This window comes from Anaeromyxobacter sp. SG64 (assembly GCF_022690745.1).
Taxonomy (GTDB): Bacteria; Myxococcota; Myxococcia; order Myxococcales; family Anaeromyxobacteraceae; genus Anaeromyxobacter; species Anaeromyxobacter soli.
Window position 1 is genome coordinate 54,730 of record NZ_JALCZB010000018.1, and the last position, 22,603, is coordinate 77,332.

Below are 22,603 nucleotides of genomic sequence, written 5' to 3' on the forward strand. Positions count from 1 at the left end.
TGTCCGGTCCGATGATCGAGTCAGCCGCAAGATCGTCGGCTTCGCGAAACAAGGCGAGTGATTCCGGCCGTATCGCCGCCGCGCGGCGTTGACGGACGGCCTCTCAGCTTCTACTCTCCGCGCCCTATGCGACACGATTGGTCCACGGAGCGCGTCCTCGTCACTGGTGGCGCCGGCTTCCTCGGCAGCGTCGTGGTCGAGGAGCTCCGCCGACGGGGAACGAGGGAGATCTTCATCCCCCGTTCGAACGACTACGACCTCGTCCAGATGCCGGACGTGCAGCGGCTCTACGCGGACGCGAAGCCGACGCTCGTCATCCACCTCGCGGCGCGGGTGGGCGGCATCGGGGCGAACCGGGACAACCCGGGGAAGTTCTTCTACGACAACCTCATGATGGGCGTTCAGCTCATCGAGGTGGGACGTCAGGTCGGCCTCCGGAAGCTCGTCGCCCTCGGCACCATCTGCGCCTACCCCAAGTTCTGCCCGGTGCCGTTCAAGGAAGACGACATCTGGAACGGCTATCCGGAGGAGACGAACGCACCGTACGGGCTCGCGAAGAAGATGCTGCTCGTACAGAGCCAGGCTTATCGGCAACAGTACGGGTTCAACTCCTCGGTCTTGTTCCCGGTCAACCTCTACGGCCCGCGCGACAACTTCGATCTCCACACCTCGCACGTCATCCCGGCGCTCGTCCGGAAGTGTGTCGAGGCGCGGGAGCGCGGAGACAAGCAGATCGTCGTGTGGGGAACCGGCGGAGCCTCGCGCGAGTTCCTCCACGTCCGGGACGCCGCCGAGGGGATCGTCGAGGCTGCTGAGAAGTACGACAAGAGCGACCCGGTGAATCTGGGCGCAGGGTTCGAGATCAAGATCCGGGACCTCGTGCCCCTGGTCGCCCGCCTGTGCCGCTTCGATGGCGAGATCGTGTGGGATACGTCGAAGCCCGACGGTCAGCCGCGGCGGATGCTCGACACCTCTCGGGCGGAGCGGGAGTTCGGGTGGAAGGCTCGCATTCCGTTCGAGGACGGGTTGCGCGAGACGGTGGAATGGTACGAGAAGAACCTGTCGTGACGTTGGTGCTTCGACAGGCTCTGCACGCGCGGTTCTAAGTCAATGGGGGCAATGGCAGTGAAGAAGGCGCTCATCACCGGCATCACCGGGCAGGACGGCAGCTATCTCGCGGAGCTGCTCCTCGACAAGGGATACGAGGTCCACGGGATCATCCGCCGATCGTCGTCGTTCAACACGACGCGGATCGACCACATCTACCAGGACCCGCACACCCCGGACTGTCGGCTCTTCCTGCACTACGGTGATCTCAACGACTCGTCGTCGCTGAACCTGCTGCTCAAGAAGCTTCGCCCTGACGAGATCTACAACCTCGGCGCGCAGAGCCACGTGAAGGTCTCGTTCGACGTGCCCGAGTACACGGGCGAGGTGACCGGGCTCGGGGCGGTGCGGCTGCTGGAGTCGATCCGCGAGCTGGGCCTGAACGACACGCGTGTCTACCAGGCGTCATCGTCGGAGATGTTCGGCGCCTCGCCGCCGCCGCAGAACGAGAAGACGCCGTTCTACCCGCGTAGCCCGTACGGCTGCGCCAAGGTGTACGCCTACTGGATCGGCGTGAACTATCGCGAGGCATACAAGATCCCGGTCTCGAACGGCATCCTCTTCAACCACGAGTCGGAGCGCCGCGGCGAGACGTTCGTCACCCGCAAGGTGACGCGAGCCGCGTCGCGCATCAAGCTCGGCCTTCAGAAGAAACTCTATCTCGGCAACCTCGAGGCCCGCCGCGACTGGGGATACGCCAAGGACTACGTCGAGGCGATGTGGCTCATGCTCCAGCGGCCTGAGGGCGACGACTACGTCATCGGCACAGGCGAGTCGCACTCGGTTCGCGAGCTCTGCGAGGAGGCGTTCGGGCACGTGGGCCTCGACTACCGCGAGTTCGTCGAGATCGACCCGCGCTACCACCGACCCACCGAGGTGGACTTCCTACTCGCCGACGCCTCCAAGGCCGAGAAGAACCTCGGCTGGAAGCCCCGGACGACCTTCAAGGAGCTCGTCCGGCTCATGATGGTGTCGGACCTGGAGCTCGCCGCGCGCGAGCAGCGCGCGGGAGCCGGGCCGGCGGTGTCGAGACACGGGTAGCGGGAGGGCCGCTCAGGCCAAGCCGCGCCGCCGCCACTCCTCGTGGAAGCGCCGCAGCGCCTCGTCGATCATGAGGGGCTTCGTCCGGAGCAGCGCCGCCGCGCGCTCCGTGCGCAGGCCCCCGCGCAAGGGCCGCGGGGCGAGCAGCTTCACGTCTGCAGTCCTCACCGGGACGATCTCGCCCGAGAGGCCGAACTCGCTCGCCACCCGCCGCGCGAACTCCACCCGATCGAGCACGGTGGCGTCGCTCGTGTGCAGGACGCCCCGGTAGGTCGTCTCGAGCAGCAGCTCGAGGCACATCGCCGACCCGTTCGCGGCGAGCGTGGTGGAGACGAGCTGGTCCGAGAACGCGTGGACCTTCTCCCCGCGGGAGAGCTTCTCCACCACCTGTGTCGCAAAGGTGGCCTTCGCCCCCGGCCGACCGCTGTACACGACCGCGACGCGCGCAACGGCGCAGTCCGGCACGAGCACGAGCGCCGCCTCCTCGCCGCAGCGCTTCGTGCGCGCGTAGACGCCGCGCGGGTTCGGCACGTCGTCCTCGGAGTACGGGCCGGCGGTGCCGTCGAAGACGTAGTCGGTCGAGACCGCCACGAGCCGCGCGCCCAGGGCGCGGCAGGCGCGGGCCACCTGCTCGCTGCCCCCGACGTTCACGCGCCAGGCGAGCTCCGGGTCGCGCTCGCAGGCGTCCACGTCGGTCGCGGCCCCCGCGTGAAGCACCGCCTCGGCGCCGAACTCGCGGAGAACCCGCTCGACCGAGGCGCCGTCGCCGAGGTCGGCCTCGGCCCAGCGGTACGCGCCCGGCGGCAGGCGGCAGGGCCCGCGGCCGATGGCGAGCACCTCGGGGCCGCCGCTCGCAGCGAGGGCTGCCACGGCCTCGCCGCCGAGCAGCCCGTTCGCCCCGGTGACCGCGACGCGCACTACCGGCCTCCGTACTGCTTCTCGTAGTACTTCAGGTACTCGCCGGAGATGATCCGCTCCCACCACGGCCGGCGCTCCACGTACCAGCGCACGGTCGCGGCGAGCGCGTCCTCGAACGCGTGCCGCGGCGCCCAGCCGAGCTGGGTCCGCGCCTTGGTGGAGTCGATGGCGTAGCGGCGGTCATGGCCGGGCCGATCCGTCACGTACCTGATGAGCGACTCGGGCTTGCCGACGAGGCGGAGCACCTGCTTCACGATGTCGATGTTGTGGCGCTCGCTCGACGCCCCGAAGTTGTAGACCTGCCCGCTCTCGCCCTGCTCCAGCGCGGCGAGGAGGCCGCGACAGTGGTCCTCGACGTGGATCCAGTCGCGCACGTTCATGCCGTCGCCGTACACGGGCAGGGGCAGGTCGCGGAGCGCGTTCGCGATCATGAGCGGGATGAGCTTCTCGGGGAACTGGTAGGGCCCGTAGTTGTTCGAGCACCGCGTGACGACCACCGGCAGCTTGAACGTGTGCGCGTAGGCGAGCGCGAGGAGGTCGCTCGAGGCCTTCGAGGCGGAGTACGGCGAGGACGGATCGAGGGGCGTCTTCTCGGTGAAGAGGCCGGTCGGCCCGAGCGAGCCGTACACCTCGTCGGTGGAGACGTGGACGAAGCGCTTCACCCCGAGCTCGCGCGCCGCCTCGAGCAGCACCTGGGTGCCGCGCACGTTCGTCTCGATGAAGACGGACGGGGAGAGGATCGAGCGATCGACGTGGCTCTCGGCCGCGAGGTGCAACACCGCTTCGATCTTCTCGGTCCGGAAGACGTCGGCGATGAGCTCGCCGTTGCAGATGTCGCCGCGCACGAAGCGGTAGCGCGGGTTCCCCTCGAGGTCGGCGAGGTTCTCGGCGTTCCCGGCGTAGGTGAGCTTGTCGAGGTTGACGATGCGCCACTCGGACCGCTCGGCGAGGAGGAGGCGCACCAGGTTCGAGCCGATGAAGCCCGAGCCGCCGGTGAGGAGGACGTTCATTCTTGATTCTCCAGCTCAGTCGAACAGCGGCGCATCGGCGAGGCGCAGCCCGGCCGCGTCCTTCGCGGAGACGACGGGCGAGTCGCCGCCGGTCTGCCAGTCGATGGCGAGGCCCGGATCGTCCCAGCGGATGCAGCGCTCGTGCTCCGGGTGCCAGTAGTCGGTGGTCTTGTAGAGGAACTCCGCCTCCGTGGAGCGCACCAGGAACCCGTGCGCGAAGCCCTCCGGGATCCAGAGCTGCCGCTTGTTCTCCGCGGAGAGCACCTCGCCCACCCACTTGCCGCAGGTCGGCGAGCCGCGGCGGAGGTCCACCGCCACGTCGAGCACCTCGCCGCGGACCACGCGCACGAGCTTCCCCTGCGGGCGCGGGAGCTGGTAGTGGAGGCCGCGCAGGACGTTCCGCGCCGACAGGCTGTGGTTGTCCTGCACGAACTCGACGGCCCGCCCGACCGCGGTGTCGAACGCCTTTCGGTTGAAGCTCTCGAAGAAGAAGCCCCGCGCGTCCCCGAACACCTTCGGCTCGAGGACCAGCACGTCCGCGATGCGGGTGGGACGGACGTTCATCAGAAGACCCGCGTCCCGACGAGCGCGCGGACGTACTGGCCGTAGCTCGACTTGCCCAGGGCCGCGGCGCATCGCTCGAGCCGGGCGTCGTCGATCCAGCCCTGCCGCCAGGCGACCTCCTCCGGGCAGGCGACCTTGAGCCCCTGGCGCTTCTCGATGGTGGCGATGAACTGCCCCGCCTCGAGGAGCGAGTCGTGCGTGCCGGTGTCGAGCCAGGCGTAGCCGCGGCCCATGATCTCGACCGCGAGCCTGCCCTCGTCGAGGTACAGGCGGTTGAGGTCGGTGATCTCCAGCTCGCCGCGCGCGGAGGGTCGCACGGTGCGCGCCTTCTCGACGACCTCCTCGTCGTAGAAGTAGAGGCCCGTGACCGCGTAGCGCGACTTCGGCCGCGCCGGCTTCTCCTCGATGCTGACGGCCCGGCGCCTCTCGTCGAACTCCACGACGCCGTAGCGCTCCGGGTCGGTCACCGCGTAGGCGAAGACGGTCGCCCCATCGCGCCGCTCGTCCGCGGTCCGCAGCACCTGCTGCAGCTCGTGGCCGTAGAAGATGTTGTCGCCGAGCACGAGCGCCGACGGGCCACCCCGCACGAAGTCCGCTCCGAGGATGAACGCCTGCGCGAGGCCGTCCGGGCTCGGCTGGACCTTGTACTCGAAGTGCATGCCCCAGGCGCCGCCGTCGCCGAGGAGCTCCGCGAACCGCGGCGTGTCCTGCGGCGTCGAGATGACGAGCACCTCCCGGATCCCGGCGAGCATCAGCGCCGTGAGCGGGTAGTAGATCATCGGCTTGTCGTAGACGGGCAACAGCTGCTTCGAGACGGACAGCGTGGCCGGATAGAGCCGGGTTCCGGCGCCGCCAGCGAGGATGATGCCCTTGCGCCTGGTCGTCATGGGATCCGCCGCGTCTCCGAGCGTTGGAGCAGCCCCGCGTCGTCGCGAGGATGAAACCGTCGGAGCCGCGGCCCGCCTGCAGCTTGCAGCGTCGAGGCGCTCGAACGCCCGTCCGCCGGCCAAGACCGCGAGTCCGCGATCTTCTACGACGCTCCGCGCGGCCGGCGCAAGCGCGGCAGGAGTCCGCTTCCGCTCACGGCAGGCTGGCGCCGTCTCGCGCCGCGGGGCAGCGTGGCGACGCCGGCGGCCGCGGCGTCAGCGCGCAGCCTCGTCGCTCGGCACCCACACCCGGACCCAGTCGATCTCCATCCTGGTGGTGCTCGTCTCGCGCGAGCCGTAGCCGCCCGCCGGGACGTCGCCTGCCCAGCTGTGATCCAGCACCTCGCAGGTGAGATACAGATCCTGCGCGATGTTCGACACCGCCGCGCTCGTGCGGAAGACCGGCTTCTCGTCGATGTAGAAGGTGTAGCCCTCGGAGGTCCACAGCACCGAATAGTCGTGCCACTCGCCCTTGAGCGGCGCGCCATCGGGATGCGCGACGGTGCGGTTGCTCTTCTTCCACTCGCTCCCGAAGCCGTCCCAGTTGATGCCGACCTGGACGTAGTTGGGCATCCGCCACCCGCTGCCGTCGATCTCGCGGTGCTCGTAGATATCCACCTCGACGCCGGCGCTGCCCGGGTCGCCGATGGGGTTCCCGTAGGTCACCGGCCAGACGAAGAACGAGCACCACTGGCCGTAGCTGTCGCCGAAGCGGGCGCGCGTCTCGTAGTAGCCGTAGCGCGCCTGGAACTTGCCGTGCGTGCTCATGTGGCCGGCGTGGTGCACGCCCGCGTCGTCGGTGAAGGTGATGAACGTGAGGATGCCGCCGCTCACGTCGAGCGCCTCGGGGCCTCTCACGCCGCCCTTCCACCTTCCACTGTTCACGGTCCACTTGCCGGAATCGACCGCGGACCCGGAGAACTCGTCCCGCCAGGCGAGCGTGTAGCCGGCGAACGGTGCCTCCGGCACGGGATCGCCGGGAGCGCTCGGATCCTGCGGGGTGCTCGGGTCCTGCGGCCGCGGGATCGGCACGTCCGGCGTCGACCCTCCAGGGAGCTCCCCCGCCGTCCTCGCCGGCGGCCCCTCCGGCTCGAGGAGCCCGCACGCGGAGAGCGCGAGCGCGGCTGCGACGAAGATCCGGATCTCGTGGCGCATGGTCTCCCCCCGCCGAGCCGCCCTAGTACGACCAGTTGACGCCCGCCGCGACGACGCCGTTGCCCTTCCGCTCCGTGGTGTCCCAGGTGCGGAGGCGGTCGAGCTGCATCTCGTCCCGGTACGTGAGGAAGAGCCCCCCCGGCCGCCAGTCCCAGCGTCCGAGCGCGAACGACACGCGCCACTCGGGCGGCGTCGCCGTGCCCTCCAGCGCGCCCGGGATGGTCCAGCCGAGCCCGCCGGTGGCGAACCAGGTCCGCGCCACGAGGAAGGTGGTGCGCGCGCCGAGGTACGGGCCGCCGCGGAACGGCAGGGTGGCGAACGCGCTCGGCGCGATGCAGAACGGCCCCCCGCACAGGCTCGGGAGCTTGTAGCCGAGGCTCGCCTCGGCGTCCTTGAGCGTGAACGAGTCGTCGGGGCGCACCGGCCCCCAGTCGTGCACGTGCAGGAAGAAGGAGTTGTCCCGCCAGTCCTCGAACCCGAGCCCCCACAGGAACCGCACTTCGCCATCGCGGGAACGCGGCGTGAGCTCCGCGCCCAGGCGCACGAACGACTTCCACCCGGGGGCGGCCGTCACGGTCGCGCCGGTGGTCTGCCGGTCGATGCCGCGGTAGCCGAGGAACGCCGTGCCGCTGAGGTGCTGGCCGGGAAGCACCGGCGGGAGCACCTGCACCGGGCCGCTCGTCATCTCGGGGACCACCGTTCGAGGCGGCTCGCCGAGGCCGTCGTCGCTCGCGCGCGCCTCCGGCGGAGCGGCGCCGACGGCGACCGCCAGCGCGACGATGGCGTAGCGCGAGCTCACTTCCGGAAGCTAGCGGTGGGCCGGCGGACGGCAATGGGCGCGCCCGCGGCACGGCGGGGCGCTCCGATCTTCGCCACGAGTGGAGAGGCGCACGCTCGTTTGGCCGTGGCGCGCCCTCGGGGGATGCGCCGTGGCCTCGCGTGGACCTCCGTCCGCGGGCTTGCTCCCGGCGCTCGCACGCTCGACGTTGGAGCGCTGGGACCGCGCTTGCGAACTTTACCTTTCGTGTTGCTCCTCGCGGCGCAGGCCGCGGCCGGGCAGGAGCCTTTCGGCTCGCCGGGGGTGCCGAGGTCCACCCCCGAGGTCGAGGCCGCGCCGGCGGTTCGCGCGCCCGAACGGGCCCGCGCGAGCGACCACGGCTTCGTGCTCGAGCTCCACAGCGACTTCGGCTTCGAGCGGCTGGTCGCGATCCAGTACCCGGACGATACCCGCACGACGATGCACCTCAACGACGGCTTCGCCTTCGCGCTCGGCTGGAGCTTCCTCCCGCTCTCGCAGGGCCGCCTCGCGACCCGGCTCGCCGCCGGCTTCAAGCTCGACATGCTCCGCGCGTCGAACGGGGACGCGCTCTTCACGACGGTGCCGGTGGACCTCATGGAGCTCGCCTACGCGGGGCCGTTTCGGCTCGGGGCAGGCGCCTCGGTGCTGCTGTGGCCGCGCATGCGCGGCGGCGGGTTCCTCGAGGATGCGCGCTTCCACTTCGACCCGGCGCCCGGCGTGGTGCTCGACGCGGAGTGGATCGTGGCGCCCCGGACCCGCACCGGCCTCGGGCTGCGGGCGAGCTGGTACCGGTTCTCCTGGGACGGCGGATCGCGGGGGGCGCCCTCGATCGGCCTCCTCATCCGGACGGACCTGCCGGTCGGACGGCGAGTGCGATAACATCGCGCCGTCCCCATGGATCCCGGTCTCGACCGCTCGTACCGAGCCCTGAACGACTACTTCGATCGGATCTTCGTCCTCACGCTGCCGCGCGCGACCGATCGCCACCCGGCGATCGAGCGCTCGCTCGGCGGGCTGCGCTACGAGCTCGTGTACGGGCAGGACAAGCTCGAGCTCGACCTCGCCGACCTCGAGGCGCGCGGCGTCTACGACGATCGCGCGGCGCGGCGCGCCCACCGGTACGGGCGTAGCATCACGCTGGGTCACATCGCCTGCGTCCTCTCCCACGCGCGCATCTGGAGGAGGATGCTCGACGAGGGGCACGAGCGCGTGCTCGTCTTCGAGGACGACGCCGAGCCGATCCCCGAGGCCATCGGGCTCGCCCCGGCGGTCCTGGAGCAGCTCCCTCCCTCGTTCGAGCTCGTCTACCTCGGCTACAAGGGGCGCGAGGTGGTCACGGCACGGCGGCGGCTCGACCAGGCCGCCTACGTCGCGCTCGGGGCCTTGGGCCTCATCCGCTGGAGCGCCCGCGAGGCGATGAACCTCTTGCCGCGCCCCTACTCGGAGAACCTCCGCCGGGCCGGGCGCCACGATCACACCCACGCGTACGCGCTGAGCCGCTCCGCGGCCCGGAAGCTCCTCGCCTCGCAGCAGCCCGTCGTCCTGAACGTGGACACCGGCATCGGCCGGCTCGTCCTGCGCGGGGAGCTCGAGGCCTACGTGAGCGAGCCGAAGCTGTTCCGGCAGCGGGGCGACACCTCGTACATCCTCGAGGGGCCACCGAGGGCACAGCGGTAGGGAAAGGGTTCTCCCTTCGCGCGATCGGTTCGCGTAGAGTCGCGCCGCCTCCATGCGCTCCCGACCGCTCGCCCTCGCCTTCGTCCTCGCGCTCTCGCTCCCCGCCGTCGCGCCGGCGGCCGACGACACGCGCTGCAAGCCGGCCGCGACCTTCGCGGTGGACGGGTTCCGGGACCCCGCCGACGACCTCGCCCGCGTGGGCGAGCTGGTCGGCGCGGTCGCGCCTGAGCCGCGGCTCATCCGGCGCGGCGGGTTCCGCCTGGAAGAGACCTGCGCCGCCGTCGCGCTCCCCTGGAACGTCGCGCGCGCGCCTGCGGACGGCGAGCGCTTCCTCACGGCGCTCCCCGCCCGGCTCGAGGGCACGTTCAACTCCCGCTTCCCCGAGGGCGCGAACGACGGCCTCCTGTGGGCGGGCCGCGGCGTCTCGGCGTTCGCCACGGTCGGCGTCGCCGGACGCTACGGGCCGCTCTCCTTCGCGCTCGCCCCCGAGGTCGCGGTCTCGCAGAACCGGGACTTCACGCTCGTCCCGAACGGCAAGACCGGCGATCTCCGCTTCCAGAACGCCTGGTACGGCGACACGATCGACTATCCCCAGCGCTTCGGGGCGGGGACCCCGACCTTCTGGGCGCCCGGCCAGAGCTACCTGAGGCTCGACGTCTGGAACGTCGCCGCCGGCGTCTCGACCGAGAACCTCTGGTTCGGGCCGGGCATCCGGAACTCCATCGTGATGTCCTCGGCCGCCGCCGGGTTCCCCCACGCCTTCGTCGGCACCTCGCGCCCGGCCGACATCTGGATCGGAACGGTGGAGGCGAAGGTGCTCTGGGGGCGGCTCGACCGCACGCGCTACGTCACGACGCCGACGCACCCGCTCCTCACCGCGCTCGTGGTGGACTACACCCCGCGCTGGCTGCCGCGCCTGTCGCTCGGCCTCGCGCGCGTTCAGCTCCAGGTGTGGGACGACCTGCGCGTCCGCGACTGGTTCCCGTTCTTCCAGAGCTTCGAGAAGAAGAACCTCAGCTCCTGGTACGGCGGCCCGCAGGGGGACAACCCGCGCGACAACCAGCTCGCCTCCGCGTTCGGCCGCTGGGCGTTCCCCGAGAGCGGGCTCGAGATCTACTTCGAGTGGGCCCGTGAAGATCACGAGAACTCGTGGGCGGGCTTCATCCGCGAGCCGGACCACACGCAGGCGTACACGCTAGGCCTCCAGAAGGTCGCGCGCCTCGGCGAGCGCTGGGTGCGGTTCCACGCCGAGTACACCGACCTGCAGGAGTTCCGCCCGGTGAGCAGCAGCCGGGGGCAACCCGTCTACTACATCCACGGGAACGACCTCTCCTACACGTACCAGGGCCAGCTGCTCGGCGCGTGGATCGGGCCGGGGGCCGACTCGCAGATGGTGGCGCTCGACGTGTTCGGCAAGCGCGGCCGCATCGGCGGCTACCTCGAGCGCGTGCGCCGGAACGAGCCCGTGTTCTGGCTCGTCATCGACCCGAACAACCCGGGCGAGATCTCCCACGACACGGAGGTCACCGCGGCGGTGCGCCAGGTCTACTTCGCGGGGCCGGTGGACGTCTCCTGGGAGGCCGCGGCCACATACCGCTGGGACCGCGACTTCCTCCGCAACGAGCCGAACCTCCGGCTCGGCGTGCAGCTGGCGATGCCGCTCGGCCGCCGGCCTTGATCCCGCTCCTGCGGCGGCGTCCGCCCGCCCGTTCGTTCCGGGGGCAGCCAGGGTCTGGTAGAACCGGACGGTCATGACGTCCCTATCCGTCCTCGTCCCCGTCTTCAACGAGCAGCACCTCGTCCAGACCTCGCTCGCGCGGCTCGAGCTCCTCGAGACCTCGCCGCACCTCGAGCGCGTGCAGGTCATCGTGGTGAACGACGCCTCCAAGGACGGCACGGCGGGCGCGCTCGCGGCGTTCGCGGCGGAGCGCGGCATCGCGTGGCAGGAGAACGGGCCCGCCGCGGAGGGCGTGCGGCTCCGCGGCCACGGGCGGACCGGACGGATCGAGTGGGTGTTCCTCGAGCACGTCGTGAACGGCGGCAAGGGCGCGGCCATCCGCACCGCGCTCGCCGAAGCCGACTGCGAGCTCTCGGTGATCCACGACGCCGACCTCGAGTACCACCCGAAGGACCTGCTCCGCATCGTGAAGGTCTTCGTGGACGAGCAGGCCGACGCGGTGTTCGGCTCCCGCTTCGCGGGCGGCGAGGCGCGGCGCGCGCTGCTCTTCCGCCACGAGCTCGGCAACCGGCTCCTCACGTTCCTCACCAACTGGGTGACGAACGTGAACCTGACGGACATGGAGACCTGCTACAAGGCCGTCCGCACCGAGCTCCTCAAGTCGCTGCCGCTGCGCTCGAACGACTTCCGCCTCGAGCCCGAGCTCACCATCAAGCTCGCGAAGCGCGAGGCGCGCATCTTCGAGGTGCCCATCAGCTACTCGGGGCGCACCTACCAGGAAGGCAAGAAGATCAACTGGCGCGACGGCCTGAAGGCGCTGTTCGCCATCCTGCGCTTCTGGCTCTCCGACGAGATCTACGCGAAGGACGCCCACGGCTCACAGATCCTCGGGCGGCTCGCGCGCGCGCCGCGCTTCAACGCCTGGATGGCCGACACCATCCGCCCGTTCTGCGGCCAGCGCATCCTGGAGATCGGCAGCGGCACGGGCAACCTCACCCGCCGGCTCATCCCCCGCAACCGCTACGTCGCCTCGGACATCAACCCGCTCTACCTCCAGACCCTGCGCAGCCTCACCGCCGACCGGCCCTACCTCGACGTCGCCCTCACCGACGTCACCGCGGCCGGCTCGTTCCCGAAGCTCGAGGGCGGCTTCGACACGGTGGTGTGCCTCAACGTCATCGAGCACGTGGAGGACGACAAGGGCGCCCTCGAGAACATCCGCGCGGTGCTCTCCGAGCGCGGCCGCGCGGTGGTGCTCGTGCCGCAGGGCCCGGAGCTGCTCGGCACCCTCGACGAGGTGCTCGGCCACAAGCGGCGCTACACCGAGGCGTCGCTCCGGGTGCTCGCGGTCGAGAGCGGCTTCGATGTGCGGGAGGTGCTGCGCTTCAACCGCGTGGGCACCGCCGCGTGGTGGCTCAACGGCAAGCTCCTCAAGCGCCGCTCCTTCGGGCTCCTGCAGATCGTCGCCCTGAACCTCCTCACGCCGCTCTTCCGGCTCGTGGACCGGGTGCTGCCGCTGCCGGCCCTGTCGCTTATCGCGGTCCTCGAGCCGGCGCGCGCCGGGCGCGCCGCGGAGCCGCAGTTCCCGCAGGAGGCGCTCGAGCCGGTGCCGCCCTCGCTCGACGTGGGGTGAGGCGCGCCCCGCCCGCGCCGGAGGGCGAGCGGGGCGCGTGACGGTGTCGGACCTCCCTACTGGCTCGCCCCCGGCGCGCTCGGGTAGGGCGGGCTCGCGCCGCGGAGCCCGGTCTGCGCGGTCTGACGGAGGAACGCGCCCACGCCCCGGTAGCTGTGGAGCTTGTTCGCGTGGGCGACCACCTCCACGGCGGCGCCGTCGAGGAGCGCGCGCGCCACGATCGCCTCGCCGAGGTCGCGCACCGCGTGGAGCTCTCCGCCGCAGTAGGGGCAGGACTCCGCCGACTCCGCGTTCGCGCCGATGGCGAGGCAGTTCTCGCAGCGCCAGCCCGTGCCGTCGAAGCACTCCTCGATGACGAGCCGGTGCACGCGCCCCTGGTTCAGCGCCTCGACCACGTCGCTCGGACCGAGCACGCCGAGCGCGCCGCGGAGCGACTGGGCCACCACCTGCTCGATGGCGTCGTGCTCGTCCAGCTTCTCCCGCTCGGCGAGCGCCTTCACGGCGCCCTTCACGATGCCGTCGCGCCGCATCCCGTCCCCGGACTCCCAGTCCCTCGGCCGCGGGAGCCGCGCGATGATGCGCTCCTTGAGCCGCTCCGGAAGCTCGCGCTCGAAGGCGGCCAGCGTCTCGGCGGTGCCGACGAGCACGACGTAGGCCTGCCGGTGCTGGTCGTAGAAGGCGGTCACCTCCGCCGCCGCGGCGCGCCGGTTCTTCTGGACGTAGTTCTCGTGGTGGCGGACCTCCTTCGTCTCCCGCTCGTACTGCGCCCGCGGCCGCCCGGAGCCGCCCGCGTTGAAGTTGTCGCGCTCGCGGCGCGGGACGAAGCCGCGCAGGTTCGCCTCGACGGCGAGGTCGCCGAGGGACACGTGGTAGATGTCCGCGCCCTCCTGGCTCGGCGCGACCACGATGGCCGGCGCGACGTCGTCCTGGAGCCGCGCGAGCTGGGTGAGGTGCGGGATGGCGTCGGTGGTGAGCGCGTTCTCGAACGACCGCCGGAAGAAGTGCGGCTGCCACAGGCCGAGCGCGTCGCACGCGAACAGCGCGAGCCCGTTCTTGTTCTCCTCGTACTCCTGGCCGAGCAGGCCGTTCACCTGCTCCTGGATCCGCCTCAGGTTCTTCTCGAGCCCCGCGCGACCCGGGCTCTCCGGTAGGTAGTGCGCGAGGGTCTGCCGGATTCGCTCCTGCACGAACAGCCGGACGCGTTCGCGCTGCTGCTCGTCCTTCCAACGGATGTCGAGGTACAGGCTGACGATGGGCTCGCTGCCGCTCTTGTAGCGGGCGAGCTCGGAGAGCGTTCCGTCGAGCTCGATCATTCCTTCCTCCCTTGTCACCACAACGTGGACATGCCCACGCGCCCCGCGCGCGTCGAGTCGTCGGCGGGGCCCTGCGCCTCTCGATTGGCCGATTGCCGCGCCGCGCCGGACGGGTTAGATGGCGGCCGTGGCCCTGCTCGACGCCCTGCGCGCGCTCACCGACTTCACGCCCCCGCGGGCGCTGCCCGACGCGGATCTCTCGCTCCTCGGCGACGTCCTCGAGGCGCACGGCCTCGGGCCGCTCGCCTCGTACCAGCTCGAGACGACGCGGCTCGGCGCAGGCCTGCCGGAGGCGTTCCGCGAGCGCCTGCTCGGCAACTACCAGGGGGTCGTGAACGACAACGTCCTGAAGCTCGTCTCCCTGCGCAACGCGCTGCGCGAGGCGCCGGAGCTGCCGGTCGTGCTGCTCGACGCAGCCGCCTACGTGGACTGGCTCTACCCGCACATGGCGTTCCGCCCGGTCGGCGAGGTGCGCATCGCGATGCGACCCGCCGACCGCGAGCAGCTCGTCTCCCGGGTGCCTGCGCTCCACGTGGAGCGCACCGAGCACGAGGGCCGCACGGCCGTGCTCGCCGACGAGCGCATCACCATCGCCGTGCAGGACGCCCTGTGGCCCGGCGGCCCGGCGGAGGGGCCGCTCTTCGAGCGCGGCCGGCCGCACCGGGCGTTCGGCCCCGGGGCCGCCCGGCCATCGGCCGAGGACGCGCTCCTCGGGACCGTCGCGGAGCAGGCGGGCCTGGGGCTCTTCGCGCCGCTCATCACCTACGTGGACGTGCGCGAGCTGCTCCGCCTCGAGCTCGACCTCCGGTACCTGCACGCCCGCGCCGCGGACCTGCGGCTATCGCGGGCGCTCTTCGGCTCGAGCCTGCTCGCCGCGCACTTCTACCCCGAGATCGCGGACGCGGCGGCGCGGGTGCGCCCGGCGCTCGGCATCGCCGAGCGGCTCGCGGTCGAGCGGGTGGTCGAGGCGGCGAAGGACCCGGCCCAGCTCCGCCACCTGCGCGGCGTGGACGCCGCGGCGAGGCTCGTGGTCGCGCCGTGACCCCGGAGCGCGCGAGACGCGTCGGCGTGGGGGCCTACGCGGCCGCCCTCGCAGCGCTCTCGCTCCTCCACCTCGGCACCGGGCTCGCGGACAACGGCGACTTCGATCGCTCGACCTACTTCCTCCTGGAGAAGCCGGTCGGGTTCGCGACGAACTGGCCGCCTTACGACACCCCCGAGCGCGAGCGCCGCATCCTCGGCGAGTGGCACGACCGCTGGGAGCTCGCCCCGGACGCGCCGCGGCTCCACCCGGGCATGACGGCCTCGTCCTACAAGCCCATCCTCGCGGCGCAGGTGGCCCTCGACGGGCTCGTCACGCGCGACCGCGAGTACTCGTTCGTCGTCGGCTCCCTGCCGCTGCGAGTGCTGCTCGTCGCGGGCGTCGTCGCGCTCGTCGCGGCCGCGGCCGCCGAGGCGCCCGCCGCGGGGGTGGTGCTCGCCCTCCTGCTCAGCCTCGCCGCGCTCGAGACGAGCTTCGTCGCGTTCCTGAACAGCGCCTTCGAGGACCAGGTCGCGATCGTATTCCTGCCGCTCCTCGCGCTCCTCACGTGGCGCGCGGCGCGGGCGCGATCGCGCTGGGTCGCGCTCGCCGCGCTCGCGGTGGCCGCGCTCGTGGGGGCGGCGAAGCCCGCCTTCTTCTACCTGCCGCTCCTCGCCGCGCCCTTCCTGTGGGACGCGCTCGGCGCGCGGACGGCGGCCGCTCGCGCGCTGGCGGTCGCGGTTCTCCTCCTCGCGCAGGCCGTCGCCCTCGTCCCACCCCTCGTGAACCGCGCCACGACGCGGCTCAACGCTTACCAGGCGCTCTACTACGGCGCGCTCCTCCCGCTCTCCGACGCGGAGCTCGCCGAGGTGCGCGTGCGCGGGGCGCCCGTCGTTCGCGACTGCATCGGCGTGCGGGCCTTCGTGCGGCCCCAGGGGCCGGCCTGCCTCGAGCGCGCGCCCGGCTCGCTCGCCGCCGCCGCAGGGCTCCTCGCGACACACCCGCGCGCCACCGCCGCGCTCGTCGCCCGCGCGGTGGCGAAGGGCGCCGATGTGGACCTCGCCTACCTCTCGAAGCGCGCGCCGGGCCTCGCGTCCTTCGCCGAGCTGCCCCCGTTCCGCTTCTGGACCGGCGTCTTCCACCGGCTCGGCCGGGCCGTGCTCGCGCTCGCGCTCTTCGCGGCCGCGTCGCCGCTCCTCCGCAGCAGCGCGGAGCTCCGGCGCGGCGCGCGCGGCGGGGCTCCTCGCGCTCTTCGGCATCCTGCAGTACCCGGTCTCACTCGCCGATGGGCTCGTCGAGACGCAGAAGCACGTGCTCGTGGGGAACTACGCCAACGTGCTCGCGCTCTCGCTCGCCGCGGCCTGGCTCGCCGCCGCCGCGGCGCACGCGCTGCGCCGGGGACCCCTGGAGGCGGGCGGCGCCGCACCGGCGCACGCTCGCACCGCCGCTCGTTGAGCCGGCCGCTCCGTGCTACCCTCCGGGCGCTTTTTCCTGGGGGAGCACACATGCGGATCGCTGTCGTCGGCACGGGCTACGTCGGCCTCGTCACCGGCACCTGCTTCGCCGAGACCGGCCACACCGTCGTCTGCCTCGACGTGGACGCGCGCAAGATCGAGACGCTGCGCGCCGGCGGCATCCCGATCTACGAGCCCGGCCTCGAGGAGCTCGTCCGCCGCAACGTGAAGGAGCGGCGGCTCACCTTCACGACCTCCTACGCCGAGGCCATCGGGGGCGCGGAGGTCGCGTTCATCGCGGTGGGCACTCCGCCCGGCGAGAACGGAGAGGCGGACCTCCAGTACGTGCTCGCCGCGGCCGAGGACATCGGCCGCCACCTCACCCGCCCGTGCGTGGTGGTGGACAAGAGCACCGTCCCGGTCGGCAGCGCGGAGAAGGTCGCCGAGGCCCTGCGCCGCGTCGCGCAGCACCCGTTCGACGTGGTCTCGAACCCCGAGTTCCTCAAGGAGGGGGCCGCCGTCGAGGACTTCATGCGGCCCGACCGCGTGGTCGTGGGCGTCGCCTCCGAGCGCGGGCGCGCGGTGATGGCCGAGCTGTACGCTCCGTTCGTCCGTGCCGAGCAGCCGGTGCTGTTCATGGACCTGCGCTCCGCGGAGCTCACCAAGTACGCCGCGAACGCCATGCTGGCGACGCGCATCTCCTTCATGAACGAGATGGCCGCGCTGTGCGAGCGGCTCGGCGCCGACGTGGATCAGGTGCGGCGCGGCATCGGCTCCGATCGCCGCATCGGCCACCCGTTCCTCTTCCCCGGCGTGGGGTTCGGCGGCTCCTGCTTCCCGAAGGACGTGCGCGCCGTCATGACCATGGCCCGCCACGTGGGCCTCGACTTCGACCTGCTCCGCTCGGTGGAGCGCGTGAACGAGCGCCAGAAGCGCTGGCTCGTGGAGAAGGCCACGAAGCACTTCGGCTCGCTCGCCGGGAAGACCATCGCGGTGTGGGGGCTCGCCTTCAAGCCCAAGACCGACGACATGCGCGAGGCGCCGGCGATCTCGGTGGTGGAGGGGCTCCTCGGCGCGGGCGCCCGGGTGCGCGCCCACGATCCGGTCGCCGCCGAGGTGGCGGAGCGGCTCTTCGACGGCCGCGGCGTCGTGCTCGCCGACGAGCCCTACGCGGCGGCGGAGGGCGCCGACGCGCTCATGCTCGTCACCGAGTGGAACGAGTTCCGCCAGCCCGACCTCGCCCGCCTGAAGACGCTCCTGCGCCAGCCGGTGCTCCTCGACGGCCGGAACGTGTGGGACGCCGCGAAGGTGCGGGCGGCGGGGTTCACGTACTACGGGGTGGGGCGGAACGTCAGCTAGCCCCGCGCCCCCGGGTCCGTGCGGGCCGCGCCGACCGCTCCCGCGGCGACGCGCTCCACGGTCCGAGCGCGGGCGGCGATCGCGCCCCATACCGTCATCGCCGCGATCAGCAGCAGATAGACGACCCGGTACTGGTACCGGTCCTGCGGGTTCGAGAGCGACGCGCACACGACGGCGTTCGAGACCGTGCCGGCGACGAGCAGCGCAGCGAACGGCCAGGCGCGGGCGGCGGCCGAACGCGCGGCCCGCGAGGCGCCCGCGACTCCCAGCGCCGACGCGGCCAGCGCGAGCGCCACCCACTGCACCTCGTCGAGCCAGCGCAGGTGCAGCGCTCCGCGCTGCTGCGCCGCTCGCATGTACGCGGGAAAGGCTCGCGGCAGCCAGCGGCGGGTCTCGGCCACCGCGTAGAACGAGGGGTCCGCGAGGGGCCGGATCCAGCGCGTCGGAGACACGAGCAAGAGCTGCTGCGCGGAGGCGGAGGCGGCCTCGCGGACGTGCCTTGCGAGTCCACTGCGAGTGCGGACACTCGCCCGGAGGATGTCGCGAAACTCTGCGAAGTTCTCGTCGGTCCACCCGCCCGTGAGGTAGAGCGGGCTCGAGGGGGACCAGGCGAACTCGTCGGTCGTCATGGGGAGCCGGTCCTGATACGCGCACAGCCGCCACCGGGCCTCGGCGCAGCGCGCTCCCAGGACGTCGGCGAGGATCCCGTTGGCCGCCATGCGGCCGACGAGGAACACCGTCCCGCCGCGCGCCAGCGTGAACCCGCCGCCCATGAGCGCGTGCGTCGTCGGAATGGTGAGCCAGGCGGACACGGTGATGACGGCGATGAGGGCGAGGCGGCGCGGCGCAAAGCGGAAGCGGGCCCGGCGCGCGGCGAGATTCCAGCCCCCCGCGAGCAACAGCAGGGCCACTGCCAGGTTCAGGTGCGACAGATGGACGACGAGCGCGAGCCACAGCAGCGCTCCGAAGGCGACGAGATCCCGCCGGCTCAGCTCGAGGCCGAGCACCGCCGCCATCGACACGATCACGAGCGCCGTGAAGACGTCCGGCATGAGCTCGCTCGCGGCGATGCCCGCTCCGCCCAGGCAGGCCCCTGCTAAGGCCAGCGCGACGGCGGCCCCCGGCGAGGAGCGGCCTGTCGCGAGCGAGAACGCGCGCTGGAGCGCCCAGGCGAGGAGGAGGGCCTGCGCCACGACCACGAGCCAGGGTTGAGAGCCGGCGCTCGCGACGCGCAGGAAGAGCCCGTACGTCACGGGACGGTCGACCGGCACCTCGGGGTGGAAGCCCGACAAGATGTACGTCCCCGTGTCGTCGTACACGAGGGGGTAGCCGTTCAGGACAGCGGGCCAGAGCAGGATCGCCGCAGCCGCGGCGAGCGTGAGCCATGGCACGAGGCGTCTTGCCGCGGAGCGCTCGGCGGTCCCCGGAACAGCGCTCGGCGCTCGCATCGTGGGCTGCGGACAGGAGATGGCAACCTCCAGGAACAGACGGGCGGTCAGCGGGAGCTCCGTGCATCGCCGAGCGGATTCCGGACGGCGCTGCGCATCCTACTTCGCGCTCCGTGCGGCATCCACGAGAAGCCGCGGCCAGCCGGGCCCGCTCACACCCGCGGGTTCTTCCCCTTCGAGAGCACCAGCACGACGCCGGCGACCTCCTCGAGTACGTACTCGAGCCGCCGCGCGACCGCGAGCTCCTCGAGCACCTTCTGGCGCGACTCGGGGTCGGAGACCACCGCGGCGCCCACGAGGTCCACGATCGCGGAGGGATCGCTCATCTGCGCGACCGCCTCGGCGAGCTGCGGCGCGCCGGACTCGGCCGGGAGCCGCGTCGAGAGCTCGTAGACGAGCTGGCGGAGCGCCTCGAGCTCCGGCGCGAGCGCGGCGGCGCCTCCCTGCGGCCAGATCTCCTCGAGGATCTCCGCCTTCCACTCCCGGTACGCCTTCTCGGTGACGTGCTCCTCGACGAGCCGCACGCGGGCGAGGCCGCGCACGAGGATGTCGTAGCGGCCGTCGGGGTACTCCTGCTCGGCCTCGATGATGCCGGCCCCGCAGATGGGCTTGAGGCGCGGGCGGAGCCGCTGCGCGTCGGCCTTGGTGTAGAGCGCGGGGATCGCGACCACGCGATCCCCGGCCAGCGCGTCCTTCACGAGCGCCTTGTAGCGGGGCTCGAAGACGTGAAACGGCGTGGGCGTCCCGGGGAGGACGGCCACGCCGTGGAGCGGGAACACCTTGAGGGCGGCGCACGCGCTCGCGAGCGCCGCCCACTTGCCCTGCGGAGCGATGCGCTCCGCGCACATGTTAATGGGCCGCCGGGCTCGCCGAGGTCTCGCCCGCCGCCTTCATGCCCACCTGGATGCGCATCCCGTAGAACGAGCGGTAGACGAAGAACAGCGCGACGGCGAGGAAGACGGCCGCGAGGGTGACGCGCGTCCCGAGCTCCATCTTGATCGCGAGCTCGACGGCGAGGAGGCCGAAGAGCGTCGTGAACTTGATGATGGGGTTCATCGCGACGGACGAGGTGTCCTTGAACGGGTCGCCGACGGTGTCGCCGACCACGCACGCGTCGTGCAGCGCGGTGCCCTTCGCCTTGAGCTCCACCTCGACGACCTTCTTCGCGTTGTCCCAGGCGCCGCCGGCGTTCGCCATGAAGATCGCCTGGAACAGGCCGAAGATCGCGATCGAGATGAGGTAGCCGATGAAGAAGAACTCGTCGACGAACGAGAAGGACAGCGTCGCGAAGAACACGACGAGGAAGATGTTGAACATGCCCTTCTGCGCGTAGACCGTGCAGATCTCGACGACCTTCTTCGAGTCCTCGACGGAGGCCTTCTCGACGCCCTCGAGCTTGATGTTGGCCTTGATGAACTCGACCGCGCGGTAGGCGCCGGTGGAGACGGCCTGCGTGGACGCGCCGGTGAACCAGTAGATCACCGAGCCGCCCATGATGAGCCCGAGCAGGAAGAGCGGGTTCAGGATGGAGAGCTTCTCGAGGTTGGCGGTGAGGCCGCTCGTGAGCGCCACGATGATCGAGAAGATCATCGTCGTCGCGCCGACGACGGCCGTGCCGATGAGCACCGGCTTGGCGGTCGCCTTGAAGGTGTTGCCGGCGCCGTCGTTCTCCTCGAGGAAGTGCTTCGCCTTGTCGAAGTTCGGCTCGAACCCGAACTCCTTCTTCACCTCGGCGTGGACGTTCGGGACGTTCTCGATGAGCGAGAGCTCGTAGACGGACTGCGCGTTGTCGGTGACCGGGCCGTAGGAGTCGACCGCGATGGTCACCGGGCCCATGCCGAGGAAGCCGAAGGCGATGAGGCCGAAGGCGAACACCGCCGGGGCCATCATGAGGTCCGAGAGGCCGAGCGTGGAGACGCCCCAGCCGGCCGCCATGAGGGCGGTGATGACGAGGCCCATCCAGAACGCGGAGAAGTTACCCGCCGTGAGGCCGGCGAGGACGTTCAGGGACGCGCCGCCCTCGCGGGAGGCCGTGACGACCTCCCTCACGTGGCCGGAGGAGGTGGAGGTGAAGACCTTCACGATCTCGGGGATGATCGCGCCGGCGAGCGTGCCGCAGGTGATGATCGTCGAGAGCTTCCACCACATCGTGCCGTCGCCGAGGTCGGCGATGAGCAGGTACGAGACGACGTACGTGAGGACCACCGAGACGACCGAGGTGAGCCACACGAGCGCGGTGAGCGGCGCCTCGAAGTTCATCACGGTCGCGGCGGCGTAGCGGCCCTTCGCGACGGCCTCGTTGATCCAGTAGGACACGACCGACGCGATGACCATCATGATGCGCATCGCGAAGATCCAGACGAGCAGCTTCACCTGCACGGCCGGGTTGGAGATGGCGAGCAGGATGAAGGTGATGAGCGCGACGCCCGTCACGCCGTAGGTCTCGAAGCCGTCCGCGGAGGGGCCGACCGAGTCACCCGCGTTGTCGCCGGTGCAGTCGGCGATGACGCCGGGGTTGCGCGCGTCGTCTTCCTTGATCTTGAAGACGATCTTCATCAGATCCGAGCCGATGTCGGCGATCTTCGTGAAGATGCCGCCGGCGATGCGGAGCGCGGACGCGCCGAGCGACTCGCCGATCGCGAAGCCGATGAAGCAGGGGCCGGCGAGGTCGCGCGGGATGAAGAGGAGGATGAACAGCATGATGAGCAGCTCGACGCTGATGAGCATCGTGCCGATCGACATGCCGGCCTTGAGCGGGATGGCGTAGGTCGGGAACGGCTTGCCGCCCAGCGAGGCGAACGCGGCGCGGCTGTTCGCGTAGGTGTTCACGCGGATGCCGAACCAGGCGACGCCGGTCGAGCCGATGATGCCGACGAGCGAGAACAGGAGGATGATCGCCACCCGGCCAAGCCCCATCCCCTGCTGCCCCTCGGGGCCGGTGGTGAGGAAGCCGAAGTACGCGACGATGATCACCGCGATGAAGGCCCACAGGATCGCGATGAACTTGCCCTGCGTGCCGAGGTAGGTCTTCGCGGTCTCGTAGATGAGCTCGGAGATCTCCCGCATCGAGCGGTGCACGGGCAGCGCCTTGAGCTGCCGGGCGACGACGAGGCCGAAGACGAGGCCGAGCGCGCAGACGAGGAGGCCGACGAGGAGGAGCGAGTGCCCCGTCACACCGCCGAGGAAGGTCTCGGACCCGAGGTCCGGCAGGACGAGGTTCGCCTCGCCCCCGCCGTGGTGCGGCGCTGCGGCGACGGCGAGGCGTGAAAGCAGGTGGGAGATGTTCATGGTCCGGGAATCCGAATCTTCGGATATTTCTTGGAATATCCGTTGGTTGCGCGACGGAACGCCGCGGCGGAGCCCGGATAGTACCGGCCCGTTGCGCTTTTTGGCAAGCGTTCGGGGATGTTCGGGCGTCGAGGGCGCCCGCGGCCGCCGCGCGGCGCGCCGATCAGCCGCGCCGCGGCCGGCGCCCCGCGCCGGAGGCGGGGGCGAGCGCG

18 protein-coding genes are annotated in these 22,603 nt (G+C 71.3%); 8 read left to right on the forward strand and 10 right to left on the reverse strand.

Features of this window, described 5'->3' with window-relative positions; translation table 11 throughout:
- Positions 1-126: 126 nt before the first annotated feature.
- On the forward strand, positions 127-1,068 hold the full coding sequence (locus MNZ29_RS08055) for a GDP-L-fucose synthase (RefSeq protein WP_242354756.1): 942 nt from the start codon (positions 127-129) through the stop codon (positions 1,066-1,068).
- A gap of 57 nt (positions 1,069-1,125) precedes the next feature.
- Entirely contained in the window at positions 1,126-2,148 is a 1,023-nt protein-coding gene (gene gmd / locus MNZ29_RS08060) for a GDP-mannose 4,6-dehydratase (protein ID WP_308197051.1), read from the forward strand.
- Between the two features lie 12 nt (positions 2,149-2,160).
- On the opposite strand, the gene MNZ29_RS08065 is transcribed toward gmd, so the two are convergent.
- The 6 genes from MNZ29_RS08065 to MNZ29_RS08090 all read right to left on the reverse strand — a co-directional run bounded on the left by MNZ29_RS08065 (position 2,161) and on the right by MNZ29_RS08090 (position 7,520).
- The gene (locus tag MNZ29_RS08065; protein ID WP_242354760.1) at positions 2,161-3,066 is read right to left on the reverse strand and encodes an SDR family oxidoreductase; all 906 of its coding nucleotides are present in this window, start codon (positions 3,064-3,066) and stop codon (positions 2,161-2,163) included.
- Positions 3,066-4,076 carry a dTDP-glucose 4,6-dehydratase gene (rfbB, locus tag MNZ29_RS08070; RefSeq protein ID WP_242354762.1) on the reverse strand — a complete coding sequence of 337 codons (1,011 nt, stop codon included), beginning with the start codon at positions 4,074-4,076 and terminating at the stop codon, positions 3,066-3,068. The genes MNZ29_RS08065 and rfbB overlap by 1 nt, the downstream gene beginning before the upstream one ends.
- 15 nt (positions 4,077-4,091) lie before the next feature.
- Positions 4,092-4,640, reverse strand: a complete 549-nt coding sequence (gene rfbC, locus MNZ29_RS08075) for a dTDP-4-dehydrorhamnose 3,5-epimerase (RefSeq protein WP_242354764.1) — start codon at positions 4,638-4,640, stop codon at positions 4,092-4,094.
- On the reverse strand, positions 4,640-5,527 hold the full coding sequence (gene rfbA, locus MNZ29_RS08080) for a glucose-1-phosphate thymidylyltransferase RfbA (protein ID WP_242354766.1): 888 nt from the start codon (positions 5,525-5,527) through the stop codon (positions 4,640-4,642). Before rfbA ends, rfbC begins: the two co-directional genes overlap by 1 nt.
- A 255-nt stretch (positions 5,528-5,782) precedes the next feature.
- The gene (locus MNZ29_RS08085; RefSeq protein WP_242335622.1) at positions 5,783-6,721 is read right to left on the reverse strand and encodes a glycoside hydrolase family 16 protein; all 939 of its coding nucleotides are present in this window, start codon (positions 6,719-6,721) and stop codon (positions 5,783-5,785) included.
- Between the two features lie 22 nt (positions 6,722-6,743).
- On the reverse strand, positions 6,744-7,520 hold the full coding sequence (locus tag MNZ29_RS08090; protein WP_242335625.1) for a hypothetical protein: 777 nt from the start codon (positions 7,518-7,520) through the stop codon (positions 6,744-6,746).
- Positions 7,521-7,745: 225 nt separating this feature from the next.
- Between MNZ29_RS08090 and MNZ29_RS08095 the strand changes: the two genes are divergently transcribed.
- From MNZ29_RS08095 to MNZ29_RS08110, 4 genes are all read left to right on the forward strand, one after another.
- Positions 7,746-8,399 (forward strand): hypothetical protein, encoded by a 654-nt coding sequence (locus MNZ29_RS08095; protein WP_242335628.1) that lies wholly within the window; start codon positions 7,746-7,748, stop codon positions 8,397-8,399.
- A 15-nt stretch (positions 8,400-8,414) separates the two neighbouring features.
- Positions 8,415-9,197 carry a glycosyltransferase family 25 protein gene (locus tag MNZ29_RS08100; RefSeq protein ID WP_242335631.1) on the forward strand — a complete coding sequence of 261 codons (783 nt, stop codon included), beginning with the start codon at positions 8,415-8,417 and terminating at the stop codon, positions 9,195-9,197.
- Between the two features lie 52 nt (positions 9,198-9,249).
- Positions 9,250-10,875 carry a capsule assembly Wzi family protein gene (locus MNZ29_RS08105; protein WP_242335634.1) on the forward strand — a complete coding sequence of 542 codons (1,626 nt, stop codon included), beginning with the start codon at positions 9,250-9,252 and terminating at the stop codon, positions 10,873-10,875.
- A 73-nt stretch (positions 10,876-10,948) separates the two neighbouring features.
- Positions 10,949-12,508 carry a glycosyltransferase gene (locus MNZ29_RS08110; RefSeq protein WP_242335637.1) on the forward strand — a complete coding sequence of 520 codons (1,560 nt, stop codon included), beginning with the start codon at positions 10,949-10,951 and terminating at the stop codon, positions 12,506-12,508.
- A 56-nt stretch (positions 12,509-12,564) separates the two neighbouring features.
- Here the strand turns inward: MNZ29_RS08110 and MNZ29_RS08115 are convergent, their stop codons facing one another.
- A complete protein-coding gene (locus MNZ29_RS08115; protein ID WP_242335639.1) occupies positions 12,565-13,821 on the reverse strand; it encodes a hypothetical protein in 1,257 nt (418 codons plus the stop codon).
- A gap of 118 nt (positions 13,822-13,939) precedes the next feature.
- Here MNZ29_RS08115 and MNZ29_RS08120 point away from each other — a divergent pair, with 118 nt between their 5' ends.
- Both MNZ29_RS08120 and MNZ29_RS08125 read left to right on the forward strand, forming a co-directional pair.
- Positions 13,940-14,863, forward strand: coding sequence for a nucleotidyltransferase family protein (locus MNZ29_RS08120; protein ID WP_242335642.1), 924 nt, complete (start codon positions 13,940-13,942; stop codon positions 14,861-14,863).
- Between the two features lie 1,484 nt (positions 14,864-16,347).
- Positions 16,348-17,655, forward strand: a complete 1,308-nt coding sequence (locus tag MNZ29_RS08125) for a UDP-glucose/GDP-mannose dehydrogenase family protein (RefSeq protein ID WP_242335665.1) — start codon at positions 16,348-16,350, stop codon at positions 17,653-17,655.
- Here the strand turns inward: MNZ29_RS08125 and MNZ29_RS08130 are convergent.
- The 3 genes from MNZ29_RS08130 to MNZ29_RS08140 all read right to left on the reverse strand — a co-directional run bounded on the left by MNZ29_RS08130 (position 17,652) and on the right by MNZ29_RS08140 (position 22,391).
- Positions 17,652-19,046 (reverse strand): hypothetical protein, encoded by a 1,395-nt coding sequence (locus MNZ29_RS08130; RefSeq protein ID WP_242354768.1) that lies wholly within the window; start codon positions 19,044-19,046, stop codon positions 17,652-17,654. The genes MNZ29_RS08125 and MNZ29_RS08130 overlap by 4 nt on opposite strands.
- A gap of 209 nt (positions 19,047-19,255) precedes the next feature.
- The gene (locus MNZ29_RS08135; RefSeq protein WP_242335648.1) at positions 19,256-19,951 is read right to left on the reverse strand and encodes an LON peptidase substrate-binding domain-containing protein; all 696 of its coding nucleotides are present in this window, start codon (positions 19,949-19,951) and stop codon (positions 19,256-19,258) included.
- A gap of 1 nt (position 19,952) precedes the next feature.
- Positions 19,953-22,391: a sodium-translocating pyrophosphatase gene (locus MNZ29_RS08140; RefSeq protein ID WP_242335651.1), complete on the reverse strand. Its 2,439-nt coding sequence runs from the start codon at positions 22,389-22,391 to the stop codon at positions 19,953-19,955.
- Positions 22,392-22,603: the final 212 nt, after the last annotated feature.